Genomic DNA, 24,585 nt, shown 5'->3' with positions numbered 1-24,585 from the left:
ATCATGCCCCCATCAGTTCGGGAGCGTGAATCACGCCGGCAAGGTGGTCGCAACCCGATTAATGGGTCCTGACCCTAGACGCCGTACAAATGGCCGCGACCGACCAGATGCAAGATCAAACAAAGCTCTTGTCAAGGGGGCATCCATACCTGGTCTGAGGACAAGGTCGAGGGCCGTTCGGGTAGCGTTTGAACTTCGACCTCCTCGGTTTGTCGCCCTCGATGTTCGGCAGGCGTGAGATGCCATGCCTCTGTAGATACCGGTGCGATGCTGAGCGTGTCAGGTACGGGATGGAGGGCATATAGGCAAGCGCAGTGCCATAAAACGACAACAACGTGTGGCGCCAAAACGCGACGATGGCCGCCTCCTCGGCCTCGGGGAGGACCGTCGAACGAGGCCCCGTTGGACCGGTCTTACGATAATCGACCGTCTACCGTTTGCGCCACTTCGCGACCGTAGTGGGATTGATCCCCAGCTCCCAGCTCCCAGCTCCCAGCTCGCGGCTCAACGTCGCAAGCGAAGCTTGCGATCATTCGGGAAGGCCCTCTGACCGGTGGCGGGCCGCCCTCATTACTGCTGCTATGACGGCGTGCGTGGTTGTGGCGCCCCCATGACGAAATCGTCCCATAACGCTTTTCCAAGCTTGAGAAAGGATCACACTATCAAACCGTGCGATCAAACACCTACGGATACGGCCCCTTAGCAGGAAGAGATCTCGAATGAAACGGCGGCCTTGGCATGTCGCTGCTGCTGCCTGCGCGGGCGCAGAAGCATGTAACCGTGAACAAGGCGCTGATGCGCCTCGATGGGCTGGTGAACCTGGTGCTTGAGAGCGTTTCGGTCGCGACGCCGCCCGCGACGGTGCTGGACGGACAGTGCTGGAGCGTTCCCGACGGGGCGCAGGGTGCGTGGTCGGGGCAGGCCGGCATGGTTGCCATCGGCGCGAACGGGGGGTGGGTCTTTGTGGCCCCCCGTATCGGCATGCGCGGCTTCGTGCGGGACCGGGGCGCCGAGGCGGTCCATGACGGTTCCGAATGGGCCGTCGGAGCGATGACGATGGGCGCGTCCGGTTCCGGCATGATCGCCGGCATCGCCGAGGGAGAGGTCCTGCTGACCGCTTCAGGCACCGTCGTCAGCACCGTGGTCATCCCCGCCCATGCGATGGTGATCGGTGCCACGGCCCGCGTAACCGAGGCGATCACCGGCACCCTTGCCAACTGGCGTCTGGGCACGAGCGACGGCACGGACCGCTTCGGGAACGGGCTTGGCAAGGGGCAGGGATCCTGGGCGCGCGGAATGCTGGGGACGCCCATGACCTATTGGCAGGCCGAACCGCTGATCCTGACGGCCAATGGCGGGCAGTTCGCATCGGGGCGCGTGCATGTCGCGGTCCATTGGCTGGAACTGCGCCTGCCTTCCTGATCTCTCAAGGGCTTGCCCGGGTTCCACCCGGTACCCACTTGGTCTATGACCGATGGCAAGAAGGAACCGGGTGGGCCCCAGGATGAACATGCAGCACGCGAACAAGACACCGCTGAGCCTCGACCGAGATGCCATCTGGACGCAGCTTTGCGACGAGGCCCGTGCCGCCGTCGCCAACGAGCCGCTGCTGGGTGCGCTGATCCATGCGGGGCTGCTGCATCACCAGAGCCTCGAGGGGGCTCTGGCCTATCGGTTTTCGCTGAAGCTGGCCTCGGGCGAGATGAGCGAGCAGATCCTGCGCGAGATCGCCGACCAAGCCTATGCTGCATCCGAGGAACTGGGCGATGCGGCGCGGGCGGACCTGATGGCCGTCTATGACCGCGATCCGGCAACGCATCGGCTGCTGCAGCCGATCCTGTTCTTCAAGGGCTTCCAGGCGCTGCAGGCGTATCGCATGGCGCATTGGCTGTGGAACCAAGGCCGTCGCGACATGGCGTATTTCGTGCAGATGCGCTGCTCGGAATGCTTCGGGGTGGATATCCATCCGGCGGCGCGCATCGGGACCGGGGTGATGATCGATCACGCGCATTCCATCGTCATCGGCGAAACCGCCGTCGTGGGCAACGACGTGTCGATGCTGCACTCGGTGACGCTTGGCGGGACGGGCAAGGAGGATGGCGACCGCCATCCGAAGATCGGGCAGGGTGTGTTGATCGGCGCGGGTGCCAAGGTCCTCGGCAATATCGAGGTGGGTCACCATTCGCGCATCGCCGCCGGCTCGGTCGTCGTCCGCGAGGTTCCGCCCTGTAAGACGGTCGCGGGCGTTCCCGCGCAGATCGTGGGCGACGCGGGTTGCCCCGAGCCGTCCCACAGCATGAACCACCTGCTGGGCGGAGGCGACTAGGCCCAGTCGGCCGCGCCGCTTCCGGTCAGCTGTTCCAGGGTCATGCCCTCGGCCATCAGGCGTTGATCCAGCGCCTGCGCAAGGCGCGGTGCCAGCGACATCCCCTGATAGACAAGCGCGGAATAGACCTGAACCGCCGTGGCCCCGGCGCGCAGCTTCTGCCACACATCCTCGGGCGAGGAGATGCCGCCGACGCCGATCAGCGGCACCTTGCCCTCGGTTTCCTGCCACAGCCGTGCCAGCACGCGGGTCGAGCGTTCGAACAGGGGCTGCCCGGACAGGCCGCCCGCTTGACCGGCATCCGCGCTGGTCAGTCCATCGCGCGACAGGGTCGTGTTGGTCGCGATGATGGCGTTCACCCCGCAATCAAGCGCGACACCCGCGATCTGCGCGATCTCGGCATCCGACAGGTCGGGCGCGATCTTGAGGAATACCGGCAGCGCGGCATTCGTGGCGTCCCGCGTTCCGATCACGTGCCGCAGAAGGGCGGACAGGGCGTCGGCGCCCTGAAGGTCGCGCAGCTTCTCGGTATTCGGCGAGGACACGTTGACCGTGACGAAATCCGCCGTATCCGCTGCGGCGGCCAGAACCTGTGCGTAATCGTCGGCGCGGTCCTGGCTGTCCTTGTTCGCCCCCAGGTTCAGCCCGACGGGAATGCCGCGCGGGCGCGCCTGCATCCGCCCCACCACGGCATCCGCACCTTCGTTGTTGAAGCCGAAGCGGTTGATGATGGCCTTGTCCTGCGACAGACGGAACAGGCGCGGCTTGGGGTTGCCGGGCTGCGGTCGCGGGGTCGCCGCGCCGATCTCGACGAACCCGAAGCCGGATTTCATCAGGGGGGCGATGACCTTGCCGTTCTTGTCGTATCCGGCGGCAAGCCCGATCGGGTTCGGCAGATCCAGCCCCGCCAGCCGCGTCTGCAGGCGTGGACTGGTTACCGGCGCGCCCGCCGGCGGCACTAGCCCCGTCTGCAAGGCACGGATCGACAGGTCGTGCGCGCGCTCGGGGTCCATCCGGTGCAGCGCGGCAAGGCCCAGCTTCTCAATGATGCTCATTCCTCGACCCCCGTGATGTGGACGCCATCTGTCAGCGCGATCTCGCGCGACCAGATCACGTCCGACATGCGCAGGTTCCGGTAGAGATGCGGGAACAGCGCGCCGCCGCGCGATTCCTCCCACCTGATGTCCCGTTCCATGTCGTCGCTTTCGCAGGCCAGAAGCGTCAGGCCGGTTTCGTTCGCGAAATGCTTCGCAAGCGTTCCCGGCAGCTGCGCGGCCGTCGAAAGGTGAATGTAACCGTCGGCAAGATCGACGGGCGCGCCGGGCGTTTCGCCCCGCTGCTGCATGTCGGCCCATTCGGCCGCGCGGAATACCTTGTAGATCAGCATGCGGGCATTTGCCGTGCCGTGGCGTCGCCGGTCAAGCGCGAAGTCAGCTTCCGTTTGACCTGTGCCTGCGGGCGGGCCAATCTTTCGACGCCGACCGTCAGGGATTGGAAGGAATCACCCATGATCAGAAGCCTGTTCGCCGCGACCTCTGCGATTGCGTTGATGTCGGGGGCCGCACATGCCGACAGCGTGCTGCATATCCTGCACACCAACGATGTTCACAGCCGGATCGAGCCGGTCAACAAGTACGACAGCACCTGCGACGAGGAGACGAAGGCCGCGAACGAATGCTTTGGCGGCGTCGCGCGCATCGCTTCGAAGATCGCCGAACTGCGCCAGCAGATCGAGGCCGACGGCGAGCCGGTGATCGTGCTGGACGCGGGCGACCAGTACCAGGGCTCGATGTTCTACACGACCTACAAGGGCGAGGAGGTCGTCGAGTTCATGAACGCCATCGGCTATGACGCGATGGCGGTGGGCAACCACGAATTCGACGACGGACCTGAAGGGCTGGCAATGCTGGCCGACGGGGTCGAGTTCCCGGTCCTGTCCAGCAACCTGGACCTGTCGCAGTCGGACCTGAAGGACAAGGTCGTCAAGCAGGTGGTGATCGAGAAGGGCGACCAGAAGATCGGCATCATCTCGGCGCTGGCGACCGATACGCCCGAAACCTCGTCCCCCGGTCCCGACGTCATCTTCCAGGACGATATCGAAGCCCTGACCGCCGCCGCCGAGGCGCTGGAGGCCGAAGGCGTCGACAAGATCATCGCGCTGACCCATGTGGGCTATCTTCGCGATCAGGTCTTCGCAGCAGAGGTGCCGGGCATCGACGCGGTCATCGGCGGCCATTCGCACACGCTGCTGGGCCAGATGGAAGGTGCCGAGGGTGCCTATCCCACCATGGTCGGCGGGGTGGACGGCGTGCAGGTGCCCGTCGCGCAGGCCTATGCCTACAGCAAGTATGTCGGGCATCTGAAGCTGACCTTCGACGACGAGGGCAAGGTCACGGCGGTCGAAGGCCAGCCGATCCTTCTTGATGCCTCGGTTCCCGAGGACGAGGCCATCGCCGCCCGCGTGGCCGAGATGGCCGAGCCGATCGCCGAACTGCGCAGCAAGGTCGTGGCCCAGTCCGCCGCCACCATCGAAGGCGCACGCGAAGTGTGCCGTCAGCAGGAATGCGCGATGGGCAACCTTGTCGCGGATGCCATGCTGGCCCGCGTGGCCGACCAGGGCGTGACCATCGCGATCCAGAACGGCGGCGGGCTTCGCGCCTCGATCGACGAGGGCGAGGTGACGATGGGCGAGGTCTATACCGTCCTGCCGTTCCAGAACACGCTGGCCACCTTCCAGCTGACCGGTGCCGATATCGTCGCCGCGCTGGAAAACGGTGCCAGCCAGTACGAGGAACAGGCCGGCCGCTTCGCGCAGGTCGCGGGTCTGAAATACACCGTCGATCCGGCTGCCGAGGCAGGCGCCCGCATCAGCGACGTGATGGTCGAGAATGGCGAGGAATGGGTCGCGATCGACCCCGCCGCGACCTATGGCGTGACCACCAACAACTACATGCGTGGTGGTGGCGACGGCTATTCCATCTTCGCGCAGAACGGGCAGAACGCCTATGATTTCGGGCCGGATCTGGCCGAGGTCGTGGCCGAATACCTGGGCGCCGTCGATGGCGGCTACGAACCCTATACCGACGGGCGCATCACCGTGAAGTGACGCGTCTCGGCGCGGCCCGTTGGCAAGGCGGGCCGCGTCGGCTATTGCACCGGCATGAGGCATGGACTTCCCATAGCTATGGCCGGACAGCGGATCGGGATCCTTGGTGGTTCCTTCGATCCGCCGCATGACGGCCATCTCCAGATCACCTGCACCGCGATCGCGCGGCTTGGGTTGGATCGCGTCTGGTGGCTCGTCTCGCCCGGAAACCCCCTCAAGTCCCACGGCCCCGCGCCGATGCCCGAACGCATCGCGCAGGCGCGCGCATTGGCGCGCGATCCGCGCATCGTTGTCACGGATATCGAGGCGCGCATGGGAACGCGCATGACCGCCGACACGCTGGCGGGATTGCGAGCGTCCTATCCCGGCGTCGATTTCGTCTGGCTGATGGGTTCGGACAACCTCCTGCAGTTCGACCGTTGGGATCGCTGGCAGCAGATCGCGGGCTGCATGCCCTTCGCGGTCCTTGCGCGTCCCGGCACCCGGCTTGCGGCCCGCAACGCACGCGCGGCGCAGATCCTGCGCCCCCATCGACTGCCCGAGGGCGCGGCACGCATGCTGCCCGGCAGTTCCGCGCCGGCATGGGTCTTCCTGAACCTGCCGATGTCGCCTCTCTCCTCCTCCAGCATCAGGGCCATACGATGAGCCTTTCACGCCGCAGCTTTCTTCGCGCGGGGATCGCCTTCGGGGCCGCACCCGGGCTTGCGCTTGCCGATCCGCTTGCCATGAGTCCGCCGCTCAGACCCGCCATCGACGCTGGACGGGTCGTGGCCGCTGCCGGTCTGGCGGGCGAGGTGGGCCATGCGCTGCTGGATGCGCGCGGCGAAGCGCTGTCCCTGGGGCTGGCTGCGCGGCGCATGGCGCCTGCCAGCACGATGAAGGCGATCACCGCTGCCTTTGCGCTGGACCGGCTGGGACCAGCCCACCGCTTCCGCACGCAGATCCTGCGCGATGGCGATGCGCTTGTGCTGGTCGGAGGCGGCGATCCCGTGCTGAGCACCGACGATCTTGCAGCCCTTGCCGACGCGCTGGTCGCGTCCGGCGTGACGACGCCCGCACGTTTCGCGGTCTGGGGCGGGGCATTGCCGCAACTGCCGCAGATCACCCCCGAGCAGTCGCCGCACCTGGCCTACAACCCCTCGATCTCGGGGATGGTGCTGAACTTCAACCGGGTGCATCTGGGCTGGGGCTCGGGCGGGGCAGGCATGCAGCTTCAGGCACGTGCATCGCGGGAATCGCCGCGGGCCTATACCGTGACTGCGGCGGCGACGGATCAGGCGGCGCTGTTCGGCTATCGCGCGGACGAGGACCGGGAACACTGGACGGTGTCGCGCGGGGCGATCCGGCGCGCGGGCAGCAGGTGGCTGCCTGTCCGCCTGCCCGAACTCTATGCCGCCGATGTGTTCCAGACCCTGTGTCGCGCACGCGGTCTGGTCCTGCCCACCCCCGAGATCGCCACCCGCGCACCGCAGGGACCGGAGCTGGCAGGACATGACAGCCCGCCCGTGCTGGAACTGGTGCGCGACATGCTGAAATTCTCGACCAACCTGACCGCCGAGGTGCTGGGCCTGCACGCAAGCGGGCGTGCGGACCTTGGGTCGTCGGGGGCTGCGATGCAGGAATGGCTGGGGGATGCGGGGCAGGGGATGCGGCTGTCCGACCATTCCGGGCTGTCATCCGGCAGCCGGATCAGCGCCTTCGGCATGGCGCGGATCCTTGCGGGGCCGGGGCGCGACCTGGACCTGCCATCGGTCCTGAAGCGGAACCCCCTGTCCGAGGAACTGGGCGCCGATCCCGCGCAGACCCACGAGGTGCGGGCCAAGACGGGCACGCTGAACTTCGTGTCGAACCTTGCGGGATATGTCACGACGCGGGGCGGGCAGCAGGGCGTCTTTGCCATCTTCTGCGCGGATCCCGCGCGGCGCGATGCCTCGGTGGGGGCCGAACTGCCCGCAGGCGTCAGCACATGGACGAGGGCGGCGAAATCGCTGCAACGCGATGTGATCGCCGCCTTCGACGCGACGCTTCAGTCCTGAAGCGTCATGTGGCGCACCCGCGCCGACAGCTCGATCGCGGCGGCGTGCAGGCGGCTGATGTCCAGCTCCTCGCGGATCTCGGCCAGCATGCGGATCTCTCCGTCGTACAGGCGGCCGTCCGCCGCGCCCACGTCGCAGGCCAGGGCGTAGGCGGTCTCGTACAGACGTTCGGGCAGCGCATCGCGCAGCAGGCCGAACAGGGCGTCCAGCCCATCCTCTTCCTCGAACAGGGTCATCACCGTCTGGCTGACGGCGCGGATGCGCTGGTCGTCGTAATCGGCAAAGACCGGCGCGTGGTCGACCATGCGCTGGATCGCTACCAGCTCGGATGTGCGGATGTTGCTGTCAGAGGCGGAAACGGCCACCATCACGGCGACAAGGGCGTCGCAGGGCGACAGGGACGGCAGCTCGGAAGTCATCGGTTTCTCCTTGGTTCCTCATCAGATTATTGACGATGCCTGCGCCTTTCAATAAGCGGTCCGAGCATTCATAGGAGAGATGAGATGAGCACCCTGCGCGACGCCGCAATGCAGTCGAAGGCCTGGCCGTTCGAAGAGGCGCGCCGGGTCCTCAAACGCTACGAGAAGGCACCGCCCGAGAAGGGCTATGTCCTGTTCGAGACGGGCTATGGCCCCTCGGGTCTGCCCCATATCGGCACCTTCGGCGAGGTCGCGCGCACGACGATGATCCGTCGCGCGTTCGAGATCATCAGCGACATTCCCACGCGTCTCATCTGCTTCTCGGACGACATGGACGGGATGCGCAAGGTCCCCGACAACGTCCCCCAGACCGAGATGCTGCGCGAGCATCTGCAGAAGCCGCTGACCTCGGTTCCCGATCCCTTCGGCGAGTACGAGAGCTTCGGCCACCACAACAACGCGATGCTGCGCCGCTTCCTCGACACCTTCGGGTTCGAGTACGAGTTCATCAGCGCGACCGAATACTACAAGGCCGGGCATTTCGACGCGACGCTGCTGCGCGCCGCCGAGAAATACGACCAGATCATGGAAGTCATGCTGAAGAGCCTGCGCGAGGAACGCCAGCAGAGCTACAGCTGCTTCCTGCCGATCAGCCCCAAGACGGGCCGCGTGCTGTACGTGCCGATCAAGCATGTCGACGCCAAGGCCGGCACCATCACCTTCGACGAGGATGGCGAGGAGATCACCCTTCCCGTCACCGGCGGCCAGGTGAAGCTGCAGTGGAAGCCCGATTTCGGCGCCCGTTGGGCCGCGCTTGATGTCGATTTCGAGATGTACGGCAAGGATCACAGCACCAACACGCCGATCTATGACCGCATCTGCGAGATCCTGGGCGGCAGGAAGCCCGAGCATTTCACCTACGAGCTGTTCCTGGACCAGCACGGCCAGAAGATCAGCAAGTCGAAGGGCAACGGGCTGTCGATCGACGAATGGCTGACCTATGCCTCGACCGAGAGCCTGTCGTACTTCATGTACCAGAAGCCCAAGACGGCCAAGCGGATGCATTTCGACGTGATCCCGAAGGCGGTGGACGAATACCACCAGCAGCTGCGCGCCTTCCCCGATCAGACGCCGGAACAGCAGGCCGCAAACCCGGTCTTCCACATCCATGGCGGCAAGGTTCCGGCATCCGACATGGTCGTGCCCTTCCAGATGCTGCTGAACCTTGCATCCGTCGCGGGTTCGGCGGGCAAGGACGGGCTGTGGGGCTTCATGCAGCGCTATGCCCCCGAGGCCAGCCCGGAAACGCATCCGGGGCTGGACCAGGCCGCGGGCTTTGCCGTGCGCTACTTCAACGACTTCGTCGCGCCGACCCGCACCTTCCGCGAACCGACCGAGGTCGAGCGCCGCGCGATGGAGGATCTTGCCGGTCGCCTGGCCGCATGGGACCAGCCCGCCGATCCCGAGGTGCTGCAGTCGATGGTCTTCGCCGTCGGCAAGGAACACGGCTTCGAGCCGCTGCGCGACTGGTTCGCCGCGCTGTACCAGGTCCTGCTGGGTGCGGATCAGGGCCCGCGCTTCGGCGGTTTCATCGCGCTTTATGGTATCGACGAGACCCGTGCGCTGATCGAACGCGCGCTTGCGGGCGAACTGGTCGGCTGAGCCGCCAAGGCATGCGCCCCGTTGCGGCGGGGCGCGTTGCAACGCCCGCCGGGTTCAGCGGGCGTTAACCTTTTGTGAACTATCTCCTTTCGTCACAGCGCCGGGCGGTTTCGTCCGGCGGTCATGACGATCACGGGGGATAGCCTTATGAACATTGCCGTCACCAACGGGCTCTTGCTGATGCCGCCCGCCTTCCGGGCCGGGCTGAATGCGTGGTCGCAGACCAACGGCACGTCCGGCAGCGCGACCTGGGCCAATGCGGCCAATGCCGCGCTGATCCCCGCGGACCAGGATTTCGGCGCCTGCCTGGAAATCGTCAAGCAGCAGGGTACGACCAGCATCCGCTTCATGGGAGAGACGCCGATGATCCCCGGCGTCTATCTGCGCGTCTCGGCGCGGGTCAAGGCGGTGGCCGGTGCGCTGGCCTCGGCGCGGATCGGGGCCTGGGCCGGCAATGCCGCCCGCAACCACGTGTCCGGCCTGGTCGAGGTCGGCCCGGCCGTCCCCATGACCGCCTATGGCGACATCATCGAGGTCAGCGCGATCATCGGCGTCGGCGCGCGGTCGGGCGTGGACATGAGCTGGGGCACCGCGCCCAGCTTCGGTCATTTCGGGATCGATCTGGTCGGATCCAATGGGGGTGCCTTCCGCATCGAATCCCTGCGGATCGAGGATGTGACCGCCGCCTTCGTGCCGTCGCTGCTGGACTGGGTGGATGTCCGCGATTTCGGTGCCCGCGGCGACGGTGTCACGAACGACCGCGCGGCCTTCATCGCCGCCGACCGCGCCGCCAATGGCGGGCAGGTCGTGGTCCCCGAGGGGAACTTCCTGATCTCGGGCGACATGTCCATCGACAGCCCGATCCGCTTCAAGGGGCGCATCACCACGCCCACCGCCACCCGCGTGGCCTTCATGCAAAGTTTCGATTTCCCCACCTATGCCAAGGCGTTCGGCGACGAGACGCTTGGCCTGAAGAAGGCGATCCAGGCGCTGCTGGGATATACCGATCATGTCGCGCTGGACCTGTGCGGTCGTCGCGTGGACCTGGACGAACCGATCATGGTCGACGAGATCGCGCCGGGTCTGGGCGGTTTCGCCAACCGCCGCGTGATCCAGAACGGCTCGATCCTGGCCAAGCCGGGGGCCGCGTGGAACAAGGGCAGCTGGACCAGCAGCGGCACCTATGATCCGTCGAAACCGCTGATCCTGAGCAATGTCGGCAATGTCGCCGCGATCGAGATCGGCAGCCGCGTCATCGGCAACGGCGTCGGCCGAGAGGTCTATGTCGCGGGCCGCAACATCGCGCAGAAGACGCTGACCCTGTCGCAGCCGCTCCATGGCGGGGCGGGGACGCGGAACTACAGCTTCGAGCGCTATCGCTATCTTCTGGATTTCACCGGCACCGAGATCAGCAAGCTGCAACTGAGCAATATCGACTTTGCCTGCGACGGGGTCGCAAGCGCCGTCATGCTGCCCGCCAAGGGCGAGCTGATCCAGTTCCGCGACTGCCACTTCACCAAGCCCCGCGACCGTGCGATCACCTCGGTCGGGCGGGCGTGCCAGGGTATGCAGGTGGACGGGTGCGAGTTCCTGTCCTCGGACCTGGACCTGCCGGTCGCGCAGCGCAGCACCATCGGCATCAACGTGAACGCGAACGACGTGAAGATCCGCGGCAACCGCTTTGTGCGTTTCGCGCATTTCATGGTCGCGAATGGCGGCGGCCACATGATCTCGAACAATCACTGGTTCCAGGGGGACGGTTCGGGGCAGGGGCTGCGCAATGCCGGGCTGGTGCTGACGCTGACGAACATCCAGACGACCGTTTCCGACAATTATGTCGACAACGCCTCGATCGAGTGGACGAACGAGCACAGCGCCACGCCCGATTTCCGCGGCAACGAATACAGCTTCGGCGGGCTGACGGTGACGGGGAACACGTTCCTTTGTTCCGACACGGCGTCCTGGTTCACCTGGATCACGGTGAAGCCCTATGGCACGGGGCATTTCATCCAGGGGCTGATGGTCGTCGGCAACGTTTTCAAGGCGCTTTACGGCGACGTGGACCGGATCGACCGGGTGGATACCTCGATCGCGGATCTGGATTACAACCGGATGCGGAACCTGCAGTTCGAGGCCAACACCTTCAACGGGATCAGCACCTATGTCGCCAACCCGCTGATGGTCCAGTACAGCCAGAACAGCGCGGCAAGCACGTGGACGCTGCCGGTGATCCAAGGGCTGCCGTTCCAGGGCTGGGCCAAGTCCGTCCTGTCGGTCGTGAACGAAAGCGCGATGTTCAACGGCTCGGGGCAGCGGATCGACGCGACCCCCTATGTTCAGGCCGAGCAGGGCGGCAGCAAGCGCCAGTTGCGGCTGCAATGGTCCCAGCCGACACGCGGCAGCGTCAGCGTCTATGCCCGGATGGACCGCCCGCAGTAAGGGCGCATGCAAGGTGGGGCCGCGCATGTCGCGGCCCTTTCTGTTGTGAAGGGTTTACTTGTCGGACGTCTTTTCGGTCAATTTGTTTACAGAAAAATCCTTTTGAAAAAATGACTTAACGCATCGCTGTCCATGTGTTTAACATATCCCCGGAAGGCGGGTCGGAACCTTGCGTCGCTGCAGCACCGGGTTCCGCCCCCACGAGGAGGGGAACACATGACGGCCGAACAGATCCAGAAACATCCGATTCCGCAGGGTTTCGACAACGCCCATGCAGGCCCGCAGGATTATGCGCGGCTCTATGACGAATCGGTTTCGGACCCTGAGGGGTTCTGGGCGCGCGAGGGCAGGCGCCTCGACTGGATGACGCCCTTCACCAAGGTGAAGAACACCGACTTCACCTTCGGGCAGGTCGATATCAAGTGGTTCGAGGATGGCGTGCTGAATGCCAGCGTGAACTGCGTCGACCGCCATCTGCCCGCACGCGCGGACCAGACCGCGATCATCTGGGAACCCGACGATCCCAAGGATCCGGCGCAGCACATCACCTATGCCCAGCTGTCCGAGAACGTGAACCGCTTCGCGAACGTCCTTCTCAGCCAGGGGATCATGCGGGGCGACCGGGTCATCATCTATCTGCCGATGATCCCCGAGGCCGCCTATGCGATGCTGGCCTGCGCACGGATCGGGGCGATCCATTCGATCGTCTTCGCCGGGTTCTCGCCCGATGCGCTGGCGAACCGCGTGAACGATTGCGGCGCCAAGATCGTCATCACCGCCGATACCGCCCCGCGTGGCGGGCGTCGCACGAACCTGAAATCGAACACCGACGCGGCGCTGCTGCACTGTTCCGACAAGGTGCGCTGCCTGGTCGTCAAGCATACGGGCGACCAGACGACCTGGATCGAAGGCCGCGATGTCGACGTCAAGGAACAGATGAAGCATGTCAGCCCGGACTGCCCGCCCCGCCCGATGGGGGCCGAGGATCCGCTGTTCATCCTCTATACCTCGGGGTCGACGGGCAAGCCCAAGGGCGTGGTGCACACGACCGGCGGCTACATGGTCTATGCCGCGATGACGCATCAATACACCTTCGACTATCACGACGGTGACATCTTCTGGTGCACGGCGGATGTCGGCTGGGTGACGGGCCACAGCTATATCATCTATGGCCCGCTGGCGAATGGCGCGACGACGCTGATGTTCGAAGGCGTGCCGACCTTCCCCGACGCGGGCCGCTTCTGGGAGGTGTGCGACAAGCACAAGGTCACGCAGTTCTATACCGCGCCGACCGCGATCCGCGCGTTGATGGGCAAGGGGACCGAGTTCGTCGAGGGGCACGACCTGTCCAGCCTGCGCATCCTGGGGACCGTGGGCGAGCCGATCAACCCCGAGGCCTGGAACTGGTACAACGACAATATCGGCAAGGGGAAATGCCCCATCGTCGATACCTGGTGGCAGACCGAGACCGGCGGCCACCTGATCACGCCCTTGCCCGGCGCGACGGAGACCAAGCCCGGATCGGCCACCGTTCCGTTCTTCGGCATCCGCCCCGAGATCCTGGACCCCAGCAGCGCCGAGGTGATCGAGGGCAACGGGGTCGAGGGCGTCCTGTGCATCGCCGACAGCTGGCCGGGCCAGATGCGCACGGTCTGGGGCGATCACCAGCGCTTCATGGAGACCTATTTCCAGCAATATCCCGGCTACTACTTCACCGGCGACGGCTGCCGCCGCGACGAGGACGGGTATTACTGGATCACCGGCCGCGTGGACGACGTCATCAATGTCAGCGGCCACCGCATGGGCACCGCCGAGGTCGAGAGTGCCCTTGTCGCCCACGAGAAGGTCGCCGAGGCCGCGGTCGTCGGTTACCCGCACCAGGTCAAGGGGCAGGGCATCTATGCCTATGTCACGCTGATGAACGGGATCGAGCCTTCGGACGATCTGCGCTCCGAGCTGGAGAAATGGGTCCGCAACGAGATCGGCCCCATCGCCAAGCCCGACCTGATCCAATGGGCGCCCGGCATGCCCAAGACCCGTTCGGGCAAGATCATGCGCCGCATCCTGCGCAAGATCGCCGAGAACGACTATGGCAGCCTGGGCGACATCTCGACCCTGGCCGAGCCCGAGGTCGTCGAGGACCTGATCGAGAACCGCATGAACCGCGGCTGAACGAGATACGCGCGCGACGAAGGAGGAGCGTCGCGCGCGCCAACCGTTCCCGGCTGACCCGCCGGCCAGGGAACGCGACAAGCGAAAGGGGCGGGACCGACATGCCTGAACAGGGAGGGACCTCAGGACATGACTGACAAGCAATCTTCGAACGCCTATTGGCAGGCGAATGTCCGGATCATCTGGATATGCCTCGCGATCTGGGCGCTGGTATCCTACGGCTTCGCCATCATCCTGCGCCCGCTTCTGTCGGCCATCAAGATCGGCGGAACCGACCTCGGGTTCTGGTTCGCCCAGCAGGGGTCGATCCTGGTCTTCATCGCGCTGATCTTCTTCTATGCCGCGCGGATGAACAGGCTGGACCGCGATCACGGCGTGGACGAGTGAGGGGGAACCAGACATGAGCCAGTTTACCCTGAACCTCATCTTCATCGGCCTCAGCTTCGCGCTGTATATCGGCATCGCGATCTGGGCCCGCGCCGGTTCGACCGCCGAATTCTATGCCGCCAACCGCGGCGTCGGGCCGGTCATGAACGGCATGGCGACGGCCGCCGACTGGATGTCGGCCGCGTCCTTCATCTCGATGGCGGGGCTGATCGCCTTCACGGGCTATGACAACTCGACCTTCCTGATGGGCTGGACGGGCGGCTACGTGCTGCTTGCGATGCTGCTGGCGCCCTATCTGCGCAAGTTCGGCAAGTTCACCGTGCCCGAATTCATCGGCGACCGGTTCTACAGCCAGACCGCGCGGATCATCGGCGTCATCTGCCTTCTGATCATCTCGATCACCTACGTGATCGGCCAGATGACCGGTGTCGGCGTCACCTTCTCGCGCTATCTCGAGGTGTCGAACTCGACCGGTCTGTGGATCGGGGCGGGGCTCGTCTTCGTCTATGCCGTGCTTGGCGGGATGAAGGGCATCACCTACACGCAGGTCGCCCAGTACATCGTGCTGATCATCGCCTATACGATCCCGGCGGTCTTCATCGCGATGCAGCTGACCGGCCATGTGCTGCCGCAGACGGGCCTGTTCGGATCCCTGAACGAGGGCGGCGGCAAGTTCCTGGCGACGCTGGACCAGGTGGTCACGGATCTGGGCTTCAAGTCCTATACCGGGCATCACAAGTCCACGCTGGACATGGTGCTGTTCACGCTGGCCCTGATGATCGGCACGGCGGGTCTGCCGCATGTCATCATCCGCTTCTTCACCGTGCCGAAGGTGTCGGATGCGCGCAAGTCGGCGGGCTGGGCGCTGGTCTTCATCGCGCTGCTCTATACCGTCGCGCCTGCGGTCGGTTCGATGTCGCGCTTCAACCTGACCGCCACCATGTGGCCCGGTGCCGAAAGCGGGCAGACCTTCAGCCAGCCCGCCGTGTCGCTGGACGCGATCGAGAACGATCCCGAAAAGGCGTGGATGCGCAACTGGCAGGTCACCGGTCTTCTCAACTGGGAGGACAAGAACGGCGACGGCATGATCCAGTACTACAACGACGGCGCCGAGAACGAGGCACTGTCGGCCGTCATCGCCGAGCAGAACCTGCAGGGGAACGAGCTGACGACCGTGAACAACGACATCATGGTCCTTGCCAACCCCGAGATCGCGAACCTGCCCGGCTGGGTCATCGCCATCGTGGCCGCAGGCGGCCTTGCGGCGGCGCTGTCCACGGCGGCAGGCCTGCTTCTGGCGATTTCGGGCGCGGTCAGCCACGACCTGGTGAAGGGCGCGATCAACCCCAACATCAGCGAGAAGGGCGAACTTCTGGCGGCCCGCATCTCGATGGCGGTGTCGATCCTGGTCGCGACGATGCTGGGTCTGAACCCGCCGGGCTTCGCGGCCCAGACGGTGGCGCTGGCCTTCGGTCTTGCCGCAAGCTCGATCTTCCCGGTGCTGATGATGGGCATCTTCTCGAAACGCATCAACAAGCAGGGCGCGATCTTCGGCATGCTGGCGGGCATCCTGTCCACGCTGCTGTACATCTTCACCTACAAGGGTTGGTTCTTCATCGCGGGCACCAACATGCTGGAGGACACGGCAGCCAACTGGGTGTTCGGCATCTCTCCGGCGTCCTTCGGGGTGATCGGCGCGCTGATCAACTTCGGCGTGGCCTATGTCGTGTCGAACGCCACCGAGGAGCCCCCGCTGGAGGTGCAGGAGCTGGTCGACAGCATCCGCGTGCCGCGCGGCGCGGGCGATGCGGTCAGCCATTGACGACAATGCCCGCCCCCGGTCGACGGGGGCGGGCAGCTTGCGGATGGGGAAGGGCGCATGACGACGGATATCGCGGGCTTCATTGCCACCGTGCATCCCTATGACGGCCTTGGGCAGGACGAGCAGGCGCGTGTCGCCCGTTCCTTCGGCCAAAGGGAATTCGCGGCGGGGCAGACGATCTATGCCTTCGGGGAACGCCTGCCGGGGATCTATCTGATCCGGTCGGGGCGGGTCGTGGTCACCGACCGCAATGGCGACAGCGTGTCCCAGCTGGGCCCGCGCAACAGCTTCGGCGAACGCGGCCTGCTGCGCGACGGCGTCGCCGTCACCACCGCCACGGCCGAAGAGGATTGCCGCATCCTGATGCTGCCGCGCGAGGAATTGCAGGGGCTGATCCGCGATCACCGCAGCGTCGCGCGCTTCTTCGATCGGGGGCGAGGGCCGGGGCGTTCGTCGGATCTGGCCGCGCTGAAGGTGCAGGACCTGCTGACCCGCGCGCCGCTGTCCTGCGCCCCCGACACCCCCGTGATCGAGGCTGCGCGCAAGATGCGCGATGCGGGGATCAGCAGCCTCGGCGTGACCTCGGGCGGGGCGCTGATCGGGCTGCTGACGATCCGCGACATGTCGAACCGCGTCGTGGCCGAGGGGCTGGACATGCGCCGCCCCGTGTCCGAGGTGATGACGCCCGACCCGATCACGCTTGCACCCGATGCGCTTGGCTATGATGTGCTGAACGTGATGCTGGAACGTCGCGTCGGCCACCTGCCGGTGGTCGAGGACGGGCGCTTCGTCGGCATGATCAGCCAGACCGACCTGATGCGCGTGCAGGCCATCTCGGCCCCCGGTCTCATCCGCGAGATCGCGCAATCGGGCAGCGCTTCCGAGATGGCGCGCGTGACCGCCCGCATCCCCGAACTGCTGGTCCAGCTGGTCAAGGCCAACCAGCGGCACGAGATCATCACCCGCATGATCACCGACGTGGCCGACGCGGTGACGCGCCGCCTGCTGGATCTTGCGGCGCAGCGTCTTGGCCCGGCGCCTGCCGCCTGGTGCTGGGCCGCCTGCGGCAGCCAGGGGCGGCAGGAACAGACCGGCGTCAGCGATCAGGACAACTGCCTGATCCTGGCCGAGGGGGCCGATCCCGACGATCCGTGGTTCACCAATTTCGCGGGCCTGGTCTCGGACGGGCTGGATGCCTGCGGCTATGTCTATTGCCCCGGCGACATGATGGCGACGAACCCGCGCTGGCGTCAGCCGCTGCCGGTCTGGCAGGGCTATTTCCGTGACTGGATCGCCCATCCCAGCCCCGAGGCGCAGATGCTGTCATCCGTGATGTTCGACCTGCGTGCCATCGGCGGCGATGCCGCACTGCTGGCCGGTCTGCAGCGCGACACGCTGGCCGCGGCCTCGAAGAACTCGATCTTCGTGGCGCATATGATCGCGAATTCGCTCAAGCATCGCCCGCCGCTCGGGCTGATCGGGGGGTTTGCGACCATCCGTTCGGGCGAACATCGCAACCATATCGACATGAAGCACAACGGCGTCGTGCCGGTGACCGACCTTGCCCGCGTCTATGCCCTGCAGGGCCGGATCGGCTCTGTCAACACGCGCGCAAGGCTCGAGGATGCCGAGGATCGGCAGGTGATCTCGGCCTCGGGGGCGCGGGACCTGATCGCGGCCTATGACATGATCCAGACGGCGCGGCTGGACAACCAGGCGCAGCTTGTGTCGGCGGGGCGCAAGCCCGACAACTATCTCTCTCCGGCGGACCTGCCGGACTTTGAACGCAGCCACCTGCGCGACGCCTTCGTCGTCGTGCGGGGGATGCAATCGGCCATCGGCCATGGAAAGGGAATACTGCAATGACGGGCGTGGGTGTCGAACTTCTGGGCGTGATCGCGGTGGGGATCGGGGCGGCGGCGCTCGGCTATGCGCTGATGCACCTGGCGCGCAAGCTGGGCCTGGCACCGGCGCCCTGGCTGCTGCCCGCCGCCATCGGCCTTGCGATGGTGGGGTATTCGATCTGGAACGACTATGCCTGGTTCGGGCGGGCGCAGGACCGCCTGCCGCAGGGCTCGCAGGTGCTGCTGGTCGGTCGCGACAGCCAGCCCTGGGCCCCCTGGACCTATCTTGCACCGGTCGAGGTGCGCTTTGCCGCGCTGGATCCCGCCACCGTGCAGCCGACCGATCAGGGCAACCGCCAGGCCGAGATCATCCTGGTCGAACGCCGCGGCCAGACGCTGGTCGTGCCGCAGCAGTTCGACTGCACCGGCGGGCGCATCCGCCCCGCGCGTGGCGATTGGGTCGATGCGCCGCGGGACGACGTGGCCTTTGCCGCCGTCTGCGGGTCCGCAAATGGCTGACATCCTGATCATCGAGGATGAGGACAACATCGCCGCCGCGCTGGACTTTCTGCTGACCCGCGACGGCCATCGCCACGACCGCATGCCCTGCGGCGAGGGCGCGGTCGATCGCATCCGCCGCGACCGGCCCGACCTCGTGCTGCTGGACGTGATGCTGCCCGACATCTCGGGCTATCAGATCGTGCAGGACCTGCGCGCGGATCCGGCGCTGGCCCATACGCGCGTGCTGCTGATGACCGCCCGCGGTTCCGTGGTCGAGCGTCGCAAGGGGCTGGCACTTGGGGCCGACGGTTTCATCGCCAAGCCGTTCGAGCTGAACGAGCTGCGCGCCGAGATCGCGCGGCTTCTGGCCGAATGCTGAGACTTAGGCTGCTGCTGCTGTGTGTCGCTGCGCTGGCAGCGGCGGCGGTCCTGACGGTGGCTGCGCTGTGGATCGCGGCCACGGGGCGGGGGGTGGACGCGATCATCCAGGCCGGGCTTGTGCTGGGCTTCGGATTGACGGGCACGCTGACGGCGCTGTGGTATGTGCTGGACCGCAACGTCGCCCGCCCGATCGAGGGGGTGGCAGGCGCGCTGCGCACGGGGCGCGATCCGGCGGACACCCGATGGCTGGGCGATCTGGGCCCCGCCGCCACCGAGGCCGCCCGCGCCCGCGCCGAGAGCACCCGCGCCCTTGCCGACGCCATCGAGGATCACGCCGCCGAAACGCTGCGCGAAAAGGCCGCGTTGGAGGAGATCCTGGCCGATTTCGGCGCGGGTGCCGTGATGATCGACCGGCGGGGGCGCGTGGTGTTCTACAACGCCTCGGCTGCGCGATTGCTGCCGGGGCTGGGCTTGGATCAGCCGCTGGACCGGCATCTGCAGGGGGCGGGGATCCACGCCGCCGAGGGGCGTCTTGCCGCGGGGGCGACGGCCACGGACCTTGCCTGCCTGACCCATGCAGGTCGTCACCTGTCCGGGCGATTGCGGGTGATGGATGCGGGCCGCCTGTTGATCCTGCGCGACGCCCTGCGACACAACCCCGACCGCGACCGGATCGAGGCGTTGCGGCGTCACGCCTCGTCGCTGGTGCCGATGCTGGATGCGCTGGACGGCCCGATCCCGCCGCAGCTGGCGCAGGCGATCCGCTCCGAGGGACGCGGCCTGGCCGCCGCCCTGCACGAGCTGACGACCGATGCGCAGGCGACGCCGAACACGGCCCGCCCGTCCGAGATATTCGCGGGCGTTCCGACGGATATGCTGCCGGACCTGCGCCTTCGGGCGGATGCGGATTCGATGAATGCGCTGATCGTCGCGCTGGCGGCGCGCCTGCCCGATGCGGTCGCGCGAATGCGGATCACCGCCCCGGACGAGGTTCAGGTGACCATCGCAGGCTCTGGCCCGCCCGTCGCGATGGACGATCTGGAGCGATGGCTGCGCGAATGCCCCGACCCCGCGCAACCGGACCTGGACGGAGCCGAGATCCTGGCCCGCCACGCCACCGGCATCTGGCCCGAGGGCGCCGCCCTGGTAATGCCCCTTCAGGTCGCGCCGGAAATGGGCAGCGATCACGGCGTCACCTATGATTTCGCGCTGGCGCGGCGGGGTGCGGCCTCGGACCGGCTGGGCGATCTGACCTGCGTGGTCTTCGACACCGAGACGACCGGCCTTTCGACCGAGGATCAGATCGTCCAGATCGCCGGTCTTCGCATCGCGCGCGGCCGCCTGACCGGCGAGAGGTTCGAGACGCTGGTGAACCCGGGCAGACCGATCCCGCCGGGCTCGACCCGCATCCACGGCATCACGGATGCGATGGTGGCGGACGCCCCTGACCTGACCGCCGCCCTGGGGGCGTTCCGGCATTTCTGCGACGATGCTGTGCTGATCGCCCATAACGCGCCCTTCGACATGGGCTTTCTTCGGCGGGCGGCACCCCGGACGGGCGCGCGTTTCGACAATACCGTGCTGGACACGGTCGCCATGTCCGCGATGATCTGGGGCGTCTCGGCGGATCACAGCCTCGACGCCCTGACGAGCCGTCTGGGCATCGCGATCCCGCCCGATGCACGTCACACGGCGATGGGCGACAGCATCGCCACCGCCGAGGCGTTCCTGCGCCTTATCCGCGCGCTGGAAGGCAAGGGCATCACGCGACTGGAGCAGCTGCTGGCCGAGGCGCGCAAGCATCGCCGCCTTGTGGCCGATGCCAACATGCAGTGATCACAGGCTGATCTGCGGCTGGTCGGGGTCGATGGGCGTCGGGGCGTCGGGCGCGTCATCCCGGCGGCGCAGAAGGATGTCGCCGTTCGGCAGCGTCTCGGGGGCGTGGAAGTTCCGCGGATCGTCGATCCGCTCGGCCAGGCCGCCGATGATGGGCCCAAGATGCTCCAGCCCCTCGGACAGGGTGCCGAGGTCGGTGCCGTTCAGCATGTTGTCAAAGAGGAAGCGCATGATCCCTTCGGGCTCGGCCTGCGCAGGACCGGCAAGCGCGATGGCGGCGACCATGGCAAGGCGCCGCCGGGCCCGCATCACGCGGCCCCCTGCGCCTGCGTTTCCGAATGCATGTTGCGGAACTGCTCCCACGCCTCGTTGAGGCGGCGGGTCCGGGCCTCGGCCAGGCGGATCGCCTCGGGGGGCAGGCCGCGACCGATGGCGCGGTCGGGATGGCTTTCGCGCAGCAGTTCACGCCAACGCTTGCGGGCCTCGGCCAGGGGGGTGTCGGGTTTGACACCCAGCATCTGGCAGGGCGGGCAGGCGGCGCCGGGATCGTGCCGGTGACGCATCTGCGCGATCTGGATCGGCGTGATGCCGAAGATCGCGCCGACATTGTCCAGAAACTCGATCTCGGCCTCGTGCAGGTCGCCATCGGCCACGGCGATCACGAACAGGCCCTCGAGCACGTCGATCAGCACGGGATCGGCGGGAGCGAACATCGCGGCGATGCGGCGTGCCCATGCGTCATAGCCCGCGACATCCTGGCGGGCCAGGTCGAAGACGCGGGCTGCGTTCTTCTCCTCGGCGCGGGGGATGATGAAGACGCGGCGGAAGGCTGCAACCTCGGACCGGGCGACGGTGCCGTCGACCTTGGCCAGCTTGGCCCCCAGTGCGATCACCGCGATGGTGAAGGCGACCGAGCGTTCGGGCGGGGTCGCCGCGCGGCGCGATTGCAGGAAGGCCGCCATGCGGTCGCCGATGCGCTGCCAGAAGCTGCGCGGCTTCGGCAGTTCAGGGCAGGGCCCGCGGCAGAAATCTGGCGTGTGACAGCAATCCATACCACCAAGTCTAGCGTCAAACGCGGTGCGGCGATAGGGGCGCATTTGTCACGCATTGGCGATCAGCCCTGCAGATCGCGCCCCATGAAGACAAGGTCGTGATATTGCCCGAACTTCCATCCGGCAGCCGGGATGCGGCCCCATTCGGCATAGCCCATGGCCCGGTGGAACCCGATGGACGCCGTGTTCGACGCGGTGATCCCGCCGATCATCAGCCGATGACCTGCCGCGCGGGCGTGATCCTCGATCCCGCGCAGCAGCAGGCGGCCGACGCCATGTCCGCGGGCCTCGGGGGCGGCGTTGATGCTGTGCTCCATGCTGCGGGAGTAGCCGGCGCCGCCGCGGAACTGGTCGTAGGTCGCGAAGCCCAGGACCCGTTCCCCCCGCACCGCCACGAGGAACGCGCGCCCGTTCGCCAGGCGCGTGCGGATGATGCCCGACACCTCGTCGGCGCAACGCTCGGTCGGCCAGAACGAGATGGCGGTGTCGCGGATGATCGGGTTCCAGATATCCGCGACGGCCCGCGCATCGTCGGGCGTGGCTTCCCTGAGGCGTATCGCCTCAGCCTGCATGCGCGCCACTGGCAAGCGAGCGGACGAAGTCCAGCACCTCGGGGACGGGGCGGCCTTCGCCGATCATCTTGACGATGGCGCTGCCGACCACGCAGCCATCCGCGACCGCGGCGATGTTCTGCGCGGCGTCCGGGGTCGAGATGCCGAAGCCGACCACGACTGGCAGACCCGCGGCGGCGCGGATGCGCGCGACCTCGGGGGCGACCTCGGCCGCGTTGGCCGCGGGGCCGCCGGTGATGCCCGTCACGCTGACATAATAGACGAAGCCCGAGGTGTTCTTGACCACGGCGGGCAGGCGGCGGTCGTCGGTCGTGGGCGTCGCAAGGCGGATGAAGTTCAGCCCGGCGCGGGTCGCGGGCAGGCACAGCTCGTCGTCTTCTTCCGGGGGAAGGTCGACGATGATCAGGCCGTCGATGCCGGCCTCCTTGGCCTCGGCCACGAAGCGGTCGACACCGCCCTGCCGCGCATAGATCGGGTTGTAATAGCCCATCAGCACGATCGGCGTCGTGTCGTCGCCCGCGCGGAAATCGCGGACCATCTGCAGCGTGCGATCGACCGATCCGCCATTGGCCAGCGCGCGCTGGCCCGCGGCCTGGATGGTTGCGCCATCGGCCATCGGGTCGGTGAAGGGCATCCCCAGCTCGATGATGTCGACCCCGGCTTCGGGCATGCCGCGCATGATCTGCAGCGCGGTGGCGTCGTCGGGGTCGGACGCCATCATGTAGGCGACGAACGCCTTCTTGCCCTGGGCGCTCAGCGCTTCGAAAGTCTGCTCGATTCTGGTCATCTCTGCCCCCGCATTCTGTTGCTGACAGCACTAGCCCCCTTGGGGGCCGCGCGCAATGCGAAGGCGCCCGGCAGGCTGGACTTGCGCGCGCGGTGCGCGTAACAGCGGCGCCAAACCAGTTCCGCCAATACAAAGGGGGCCGCAATGGGCTTTCGCATGGGGATCGTCGGGCTGCCGAATGTCGGCAAGTCCACCCTGTTCAACGCGCTGACCAAGACCGCCGCGGCGCAGGCGGCGAATTTTCCCTTCTGCACGATCGAGCCCAACGTGGGCGAGGTCGCCGTGCCGGACCGCCGTCTGGACACGCTGGCCGGCATCGCGACCAGCAAGCAGATCATCCCGACGCGCATCACCTTCGTGGATATCGCAGGCCTCGTGAAGGGCGCCAGCAAGGGCGAGGGTCTGGGCAACCAGTTCCTGGCCAATATCCGCGAGGTCGACGCCATCGCGCATGTGCTGCGCTGCTTTGCCGATGACGACGTGACCCATGTCGAGGGCCGTGTCGATCCCATCGCCGATGCCGAGGTGATCGAGACCGAGCTGATGATCGCCGACATGGAATCGATCGAACGCCGGCTGGCCAACCTGCAGCGCAAGCTGAAGGGCGGCGACAAGGAGGCCGCCGAACAGCAGGGCCTTCTGCAGCGCGCGCTTGCCGTGCTGGAAAACGGCAAGCCCGCCCGCACAGTCGAGATTTCCGAGGACGAGCAGAAGGCATGGGACATGCTGCAGCTGCTGACGGCAAAGCCCGTCCTCTATGTCTGCAATGTCGACGAGAACGAGGCTGCCGAGGGCAACGCGCTGTCCGACAGGGTGGCGCAGATGGCCGCCGAGCAGGGCGCGGGCCATGTCGTGATCTCGGCCAAGATCGAGGAAGAGATCAGCCAGCTGGACGCCGAAGAGGCCGAGATGTTCCTGGGCGAGATGGGCCTGACCGAGGCGGGCCTCGATCGCCTGATCCGCGCGGGCTACGACCTGCTGGGCCTGCAGACCTATTTCACGGTCGGCCCCAAGGAGGCGCGCGCCTGGACGATCCGCAAGGGCACGCTGGCACCGCAGGCTGCGGGCGTGATCCACGGCGATTTCGAGAAGGGCTTCATCCGCGCCGAGACGGTCGCCTATGACGACTATGTCGCGGGCAATGGCGAAAGCGGCGCGCGCGAGGCTGGCAAGCTTCGCGTCGAAGGCAAGACCTACGAGGTCAAGGACGGCGACGTCCTGCACTTCCTGTTCAACGCCTGAT

Annotated in this window: 22 protein-coding genes and 1 pseudogene; 15 read left to right on the top strand and 8 right to left on the bottom strand. The window is 66.6% G+C overall.

The features are described from left to right. Positions 1-172: 172 nt before the first annotated feature. A pseudogene (locus QMZ16_RS14560) lies at positions 173-472 on the bottom strand (IS481 family transposase); the annotation flags it as partial. Positions 473-738: 266 nt separating this feature from the next. Between QMZ16_RS14560 and QMZ16_RS14555 the strand changes: the two are divergent. Next, positions 739-1,422, top strand: coding sequence for a DUF2793 domain-containing protein (locus QMZ16_RS14555; RefSeq protein ID WP_282603761.1), 684 nt, complete (start codon positions 739-741; stop codon positions 1,420-1,422). A gap of 82 nt (positions 1,423-1,504) precedes the next feature. Continuing rightward, on the top strand, positions 1,505-2,326 hold the full coding sequence (gene cysE, locus QMZ16_RS14550; RefSeq protein ID WP_022707347.1) for a serine O-acetyltransferase: 822 nt from the start codon (positions 1,505-1,507) through the stop codon (positions 2,324-2,326). On the opposite strand, the gene QMZ16_RS14545 is transcribed toward cysE, so the two are convergent. After that, complete coding sequence (locus tag QMZ16_RS14545; protein WP_282603760.1) at positions 2,323-3,381, bottom strand: quinone-dependent dihydroorotate dehydrogenase; 1,059 nt, start codon at positions 3,379-3,381, stop codon at positions 2,323-2,325. The two genes, cysE and QMZ16_RS14545, sit on opposite strands and share 4 nt — an antisense overlap. Then, a complete protein-coding gene (locus tag QMZ16_RS14540; protein ID WP_282603759.1) occupies positions 3,378-3,713 on the bottom strand; it encodes a DUF952 domain-containing protein in 336 nt (111 codons plus the stop codon). Before QMZ16_RS14540 ends, QMZ16_RS14545 begins: the two co-directional genes overlap by 4 nt. A gap of 120 nt (positions 3,714-3,833) precedes the next feature. Here QMZ16_RS14540 and QMZ16_RS14535 point away from each other — a divergent pair, with 120 nt between their 5' ends. From QMZ16_RS14535 to dacB, 3 genes are read left to right on the top strand one after another with little or no spacing between them, the layout of a single operon-like run. After that, positions 3,834-5,432, top strand: a complete 1,599-nt coding sequence (locus QMZ16_RS14535) for a bifunctional metallophosphatase/5'-nucleotidase (RefSeq protein ID WP_282603758.1) — start codon at positions 3,834-3,836, stop codon at positions 5,430-5,432. A gap of 54 nt (positions 5,433-5,486) precedes the next feature. Beyond that, positions 5,487-6,077: a nicotinate-nucleotide adenylyltransferase gene (locus QMZ16_RS14530; RefSeq protein WP_282603757.1), complete on the top strand. Its 591-nt coding sequence runs from the start codon at positions 5,487-5,489 to the stop codon at positions 6,075-6,077. Further along, a complete protein-coding gene (gene dacB / locus QMZ16_RS14525) occupies positions 6,074-7,468 on the top strand; it encodes a D-alanyl-D-alanine carboxypeptidase/D-alanyl-D-alanine-endopeptidase (RefSeq protein WP_282603756.1) in 1,395 nt (464 codons plus the stop codon). Before QMZ16_RS14530 ends, dacB begins: the two co-directional genes overlap by 4 nt. On the opposite strand, the gene QMZ16_RS14520 is transcribed toward dacB, so the two are convergent. Then, on the bottom strand, positions 7,459-7,887 hold the full coding sequence (locus tag QMZ16_RS14520) for a tellurite resistance TerB family protein (protein WP_022707341.1): 429 nt from the start codon (positions 7,885-7,887) through the stop codon (positions 7,459-7,461). The two genes, dacB and QMZ16_RS14520, sit on opposite strands and share 10 nt — an antisense overlap. A gap of 84 nt (positions 7,888-7,971) precedes the next feature. On the opposite strand from QMZ16_RS14520, the gene QMZ16_RS14515 reads away from it, so the two are divergent. From QMZ16_RS14515 to QMZ16_RS14475, 9 genes are all read left to right on the top strand, one after another. Continuing rightward, on the top strand, positions 7,972-9,549 hold the full coding sequence (locus tag QMZ16_RS14515; RefSeq protein WP_282603755.1) for a lysine--tRNA ligase: 1,578 nt from the start codon (positions 7,972-7,974) through the stop codon (positions 9,547-9,549). A gap of 147 nt (positions 9,550-9,696) precedes the next feature. Beyond that, the gene (locus QMZ16_RS14510) at positions 9,697-11,988 is read left to right on the top strand and encodes a glycosyl hydrolase family 28-related protein (RefSeq protein ID WP_282603754.1); all 2,292 of its coding nucleotides are present in this window, start codon (positions 9,697-9,699) and stop codon (positions 11,986-11,988) included. 216 nt (positions 11,989-12,204) lie between these two features. Continuing rightward, complete coding sequence (gene acs, locus QMZ16_RS14505; protein ID WP_022707339.1) at positions 12,205-14,160, top strand: acetate--CoA ligase; 1,956 nt, start codon at positions 12,205-12,207, stop codon at positions 14,158-14,160. A 129-nt stretch (positions 14,161-14,289) separates the two neighbouring features. Beyond that, positions 14,290-14,547 (top strand): DUF4212 domain-containing protein, encoded by a 258-nt coding sequence (locus tag QMZ16_RS14500; protein WP_022707338.1) that lies wholly within the window; start codon positions 14,290-14,292, stop codon positions 14,545-14,547. A gap of 13 nt (positions 14,548-14,560) precedes the next feature. After that, positions 14,561-16,369, top strand: coding sequence for a sodium:solute symporter family protein (locus QMZ16_RS14495; RefSeq protein ID WP_282603753.1), 1,809 nt, complete (start codon positions 14,561-14,563; stop codon positions 16,367-16,369). A gap of 57 nt (positions 16,370-16,426) precedes the next feature. After that, positions 16,427-18,235: a DUF294 nucleotidyltransferase-like domain-containing protein gene (locus QMZ16_RS14490; protein WP_282603752.1), complete on the top strand. Its 1,809-nt coding sequence runs from the start codon at positions 16,427-16,429 to the stop codon at positions 18,233-18,235. Beyond that, on the top strand, positions 18,232-18,732 hold the full coding sequence (locus tag QMZ16_RS14485) for a hypothetical protein (protein ID WP_022707335.1): 501 nt from the start codon (positions 18,232-18,234) through the stop codon (positions 18,730-18,732). Before QMZ16_RS14490 ends, QMZ16_RS14485 begins: the two co-directional genes overlap by 4 nt. Further along, entirely contained in the window at positions 18,725-19,093 is a 369-nt protein-coding gene (locus QMZ16_RS14480; RefSeq protein WP_022707334.1) for a response regulator, read from the top strand. Before QMZ16_RS14485 ends, QMZ16_RS14480 begins: the two co-directional genes overlap by 8 nt. Further along, positions 19,087-20,931 carry an exonuclease domain-containing protein gene (locus QMZ16_RS14475; protein WP_282603751.1) on the top strand — a complete coding sequence of 615 codons (1,845 nt, stop codon included), beginning with the start codon at positions 19,087-19,089 and terminating at the stop codon, positions 20,929-20,931. The genes QMZ16_RS14480 and QMZ16_RS14475 overlap by 7 nt, the downstream gene beginning before the upstream one ends. Here the strand turns inward: QMZ16_RS14475 and QMZ16_RS14470 are convergent, their stop codons facing one another. From QMZ16_RS14470 to trpA, 4 genes are all read right to left on the bottom strand, one after another. Next, on the bottom strand, positions 20,932-21,240 hold the full coding sequence (locus QMZ16_RS14470; protein ID WP_282603750.1) for a hypothetical protein: 309 nt from the start codon (positions 21,238-21,240) through the stop codon (positions 20,932-20,934). Then, a complete protein-coding gene (locus QMZ16_RS14465) occupies positions 21,240-21,983 on the bottom strand; it encodes a molecular chaperone DjiA (protein WP_022707331.1) in 744 nt (247 codons plus the stop codon). The genes QMZ16_RS14470 and QMZ16_RS14465 overlap by 1 nt, the downstream gene beginning before the upstream one ends. A gap of 62 nt (positions 21,984-22,045) precedes the next feature. Beyond that, positions 22,046-22,555 carry a GNAT family N-acetyltransferase gene (locus tag QMZ16_RS14460; protein ID WP_282603749.1) on the bottom strand — a complete coding sequence of 170 codons (510 nt, stop codon included), beginning with the start codon at positions 22,553-22,555 and terminating at the stop codon, positions 22,046-22,048. Continuing rightward, positions 22,545-23,342, bottom strand: coding sequence for a tryptophan synthase subunit alpha (gene trpA / locus QMZ16_RS14455; RefSeq protein WP_282603748.1), 798 nt, complete (start codon positions 23,340-23,342; stop codon positions 22,545-22,547). Before trpA ends, QMZ16_RS14460 begins: the two co-directional genes overlap by 11 nt. Positions 23,343-23,486: 144 nt before the next feature. On the opposite strand from trpA, the gene ychF reads away from it, so the two are divergent. Then, on the top strand, positions 23,487-24,584 hold the full coding sequence (ychF, locus tag QMZ16_RS14450; protein ID WP_282603747.1) for a redox-regulated ATPase YchF: 1,098 nt from the start codon (positions 23,487-23,489) through the stop codon (positions 24,582-24,584). Position 24,585: the final 1 nt, after the last annotated feature.

This window comes from Paracoccus sp. PARArs4, from assembly GCF_947311865.1.
Taxonomy (GTDB): Bacteria; Pseudomonadota; Alphaproteobacteria; order Rhodobacterales; family Rhodobacteraceae; genus Paracoccus; species Paracoccus zeaxanthinifaciens.
This window is presented reverse-complemented; position numbering and strand designations above follow the sequence as displayed.

Coding starts and splice junctions, on each gene's coding strand:
- QMZ16_RS14520 (WP_022707341.1), bottom strand. CDS start 7,887: ATGACTTCCGAGCTGCCGTCCCTGTCGCCCTGCGACGCCCTTGTCGCC.
- dacB (WP_282603756.1), top strand. CDS start 6,074: ATGAGCCTTTCACGCCGCAGCTTTCTTCGCGCGGGGATCGCCTTCGGG.
- QMZ16_RS14540 (WP_282603759.1), bottom strand. CDS start 3,713: ATGCTGATCTACAAGGTATTCCGCGCGGCCGAATGGGCCGACATGCAG.
- ychF (WP_282603747.1), top strand. CDS start 23,487: ATGGGCTTTCGCATGGGGATCGTCGGGCTGCCGAATGTCGGCAAGTCC.
- QMZ16_RS14495 (WP_282603753.1), top strand. CDS start 14,561: ATGAGCCAGTTTACCCTGAACCTCATCTTCATCGGCCTCAGCTTCGCG.
- QMZ16_RS14485 (WP_022707335.1), top strand. CDS start 18,232: ATGACGGGCGTGGGTGTCGAACTTCTGGGCGTGATCGCGGTGGGGATC.
- QMZ16_RS14475 (WP_282603751.1), top strand. CDS start 19,087: ATGCTGAGACTTAGGCTGCTGCTGCTGTGTGTCGCTGCGCTGGCAGCG.
- QMZ16_RS14480 (WP_022707334.1), top strand. CDS start 18,725: ATGGCTGACATCCTGATCATCGAGGATGAGGACAACATCGCCGCCGCG.
- QMZ16_RS14545 (WP_282603760.1), bottom strand. CDS start 3,381: ATGAGCATCATTGAGAAGCTGGGCCTTGCCGCGCTGCACCGGATGGAC.
- cysE (WP_022707347.1), top strand. CDS start 1,505: ATGAACATGCAGCACGCGAACAAGACACCGCTGAGCCTCGACCGAGAT.
- trpA (WP_282603748.1), bottom strand. CDS start 23,342: ATGACCAGAATCGAGCAGACTTTCGAAGCGCTGAGCGCCCAGGGCAAG.
- QMZ16_RS14500 (WP_022707338.1), top strand. CDS start 14,290: ATGACTGACAAGCAATCTTCGAACGCCTATTGGCAGGCGAATGTCCGG.
- QMZ16_RS14530 (WP_282603757.1), top strand. CDS start 5,487: ATGAGGCATGGACTTCCCATAGCTATGGCCGGACAGCGGATCGGGATC.
- QMZ16_RS14535 (WP_282603758.1), top strand. CDS start 3,834: ATGATCAGAAGCCTGTTCGCCGCGACCTCTGCGATTGCGTTGATGTCG.
- QMZ16_RS14515 (WP_282603755.1), top strand. CDS start 7,972: ATGAGCACCCTGCGCGACGCCGCAATGCAGTCGAAGGCCTGGCCGTTC.
- QMZ16_RS14470 (WP_282603750.1), bottom strand. CDS start 21,240: ATGCGGGCCCGGCGGCGCCTTGCCATGGTCGCCGCCATCGCGCTTGCC.
- QMZ16_RS14555 (WP_282603761.1), top strand. CDS start 739: ATGTCGCTGCTGCTGCCTGCGCGGGCGCAGAAGCATGTAACCGTGAAC.
- QMZ16_RS14465 (WP_022707331.1), bottom strand. CDS start 21,983: ATGGATTGCTGTCACACGCCAGATTTCTGCCGCGGGCCCTGCCCTGAA.
- QMZ16_RS14510 (WP_282603754.1), top strand. CDS start 9,697: ATGAACATTGCCGTCACCAACGGGCTCTTGCTGATGCCGCCCGCCTTC.
- QMZ16_RS14460 (WP_282603749.1), bottom strand. CDS start 22,555: ATGCAGGCTGAGGCGATACGCCTCAGGGAAGCCACGCCCGACGATGCG.
- acs (WP_022707339.1), top strand. CDS start 12,205: ATGACGGCCGAACAGATCCAGAAACATCCGATTCCGCAGGGTTTCGAC.
- QMZ16_RS14490 (WP_282603752.1), top strand. CDS start 16,427: ATGACGACGGATATCGCGGGCTTCATTGCCACCGTGCATCCCTATGAC.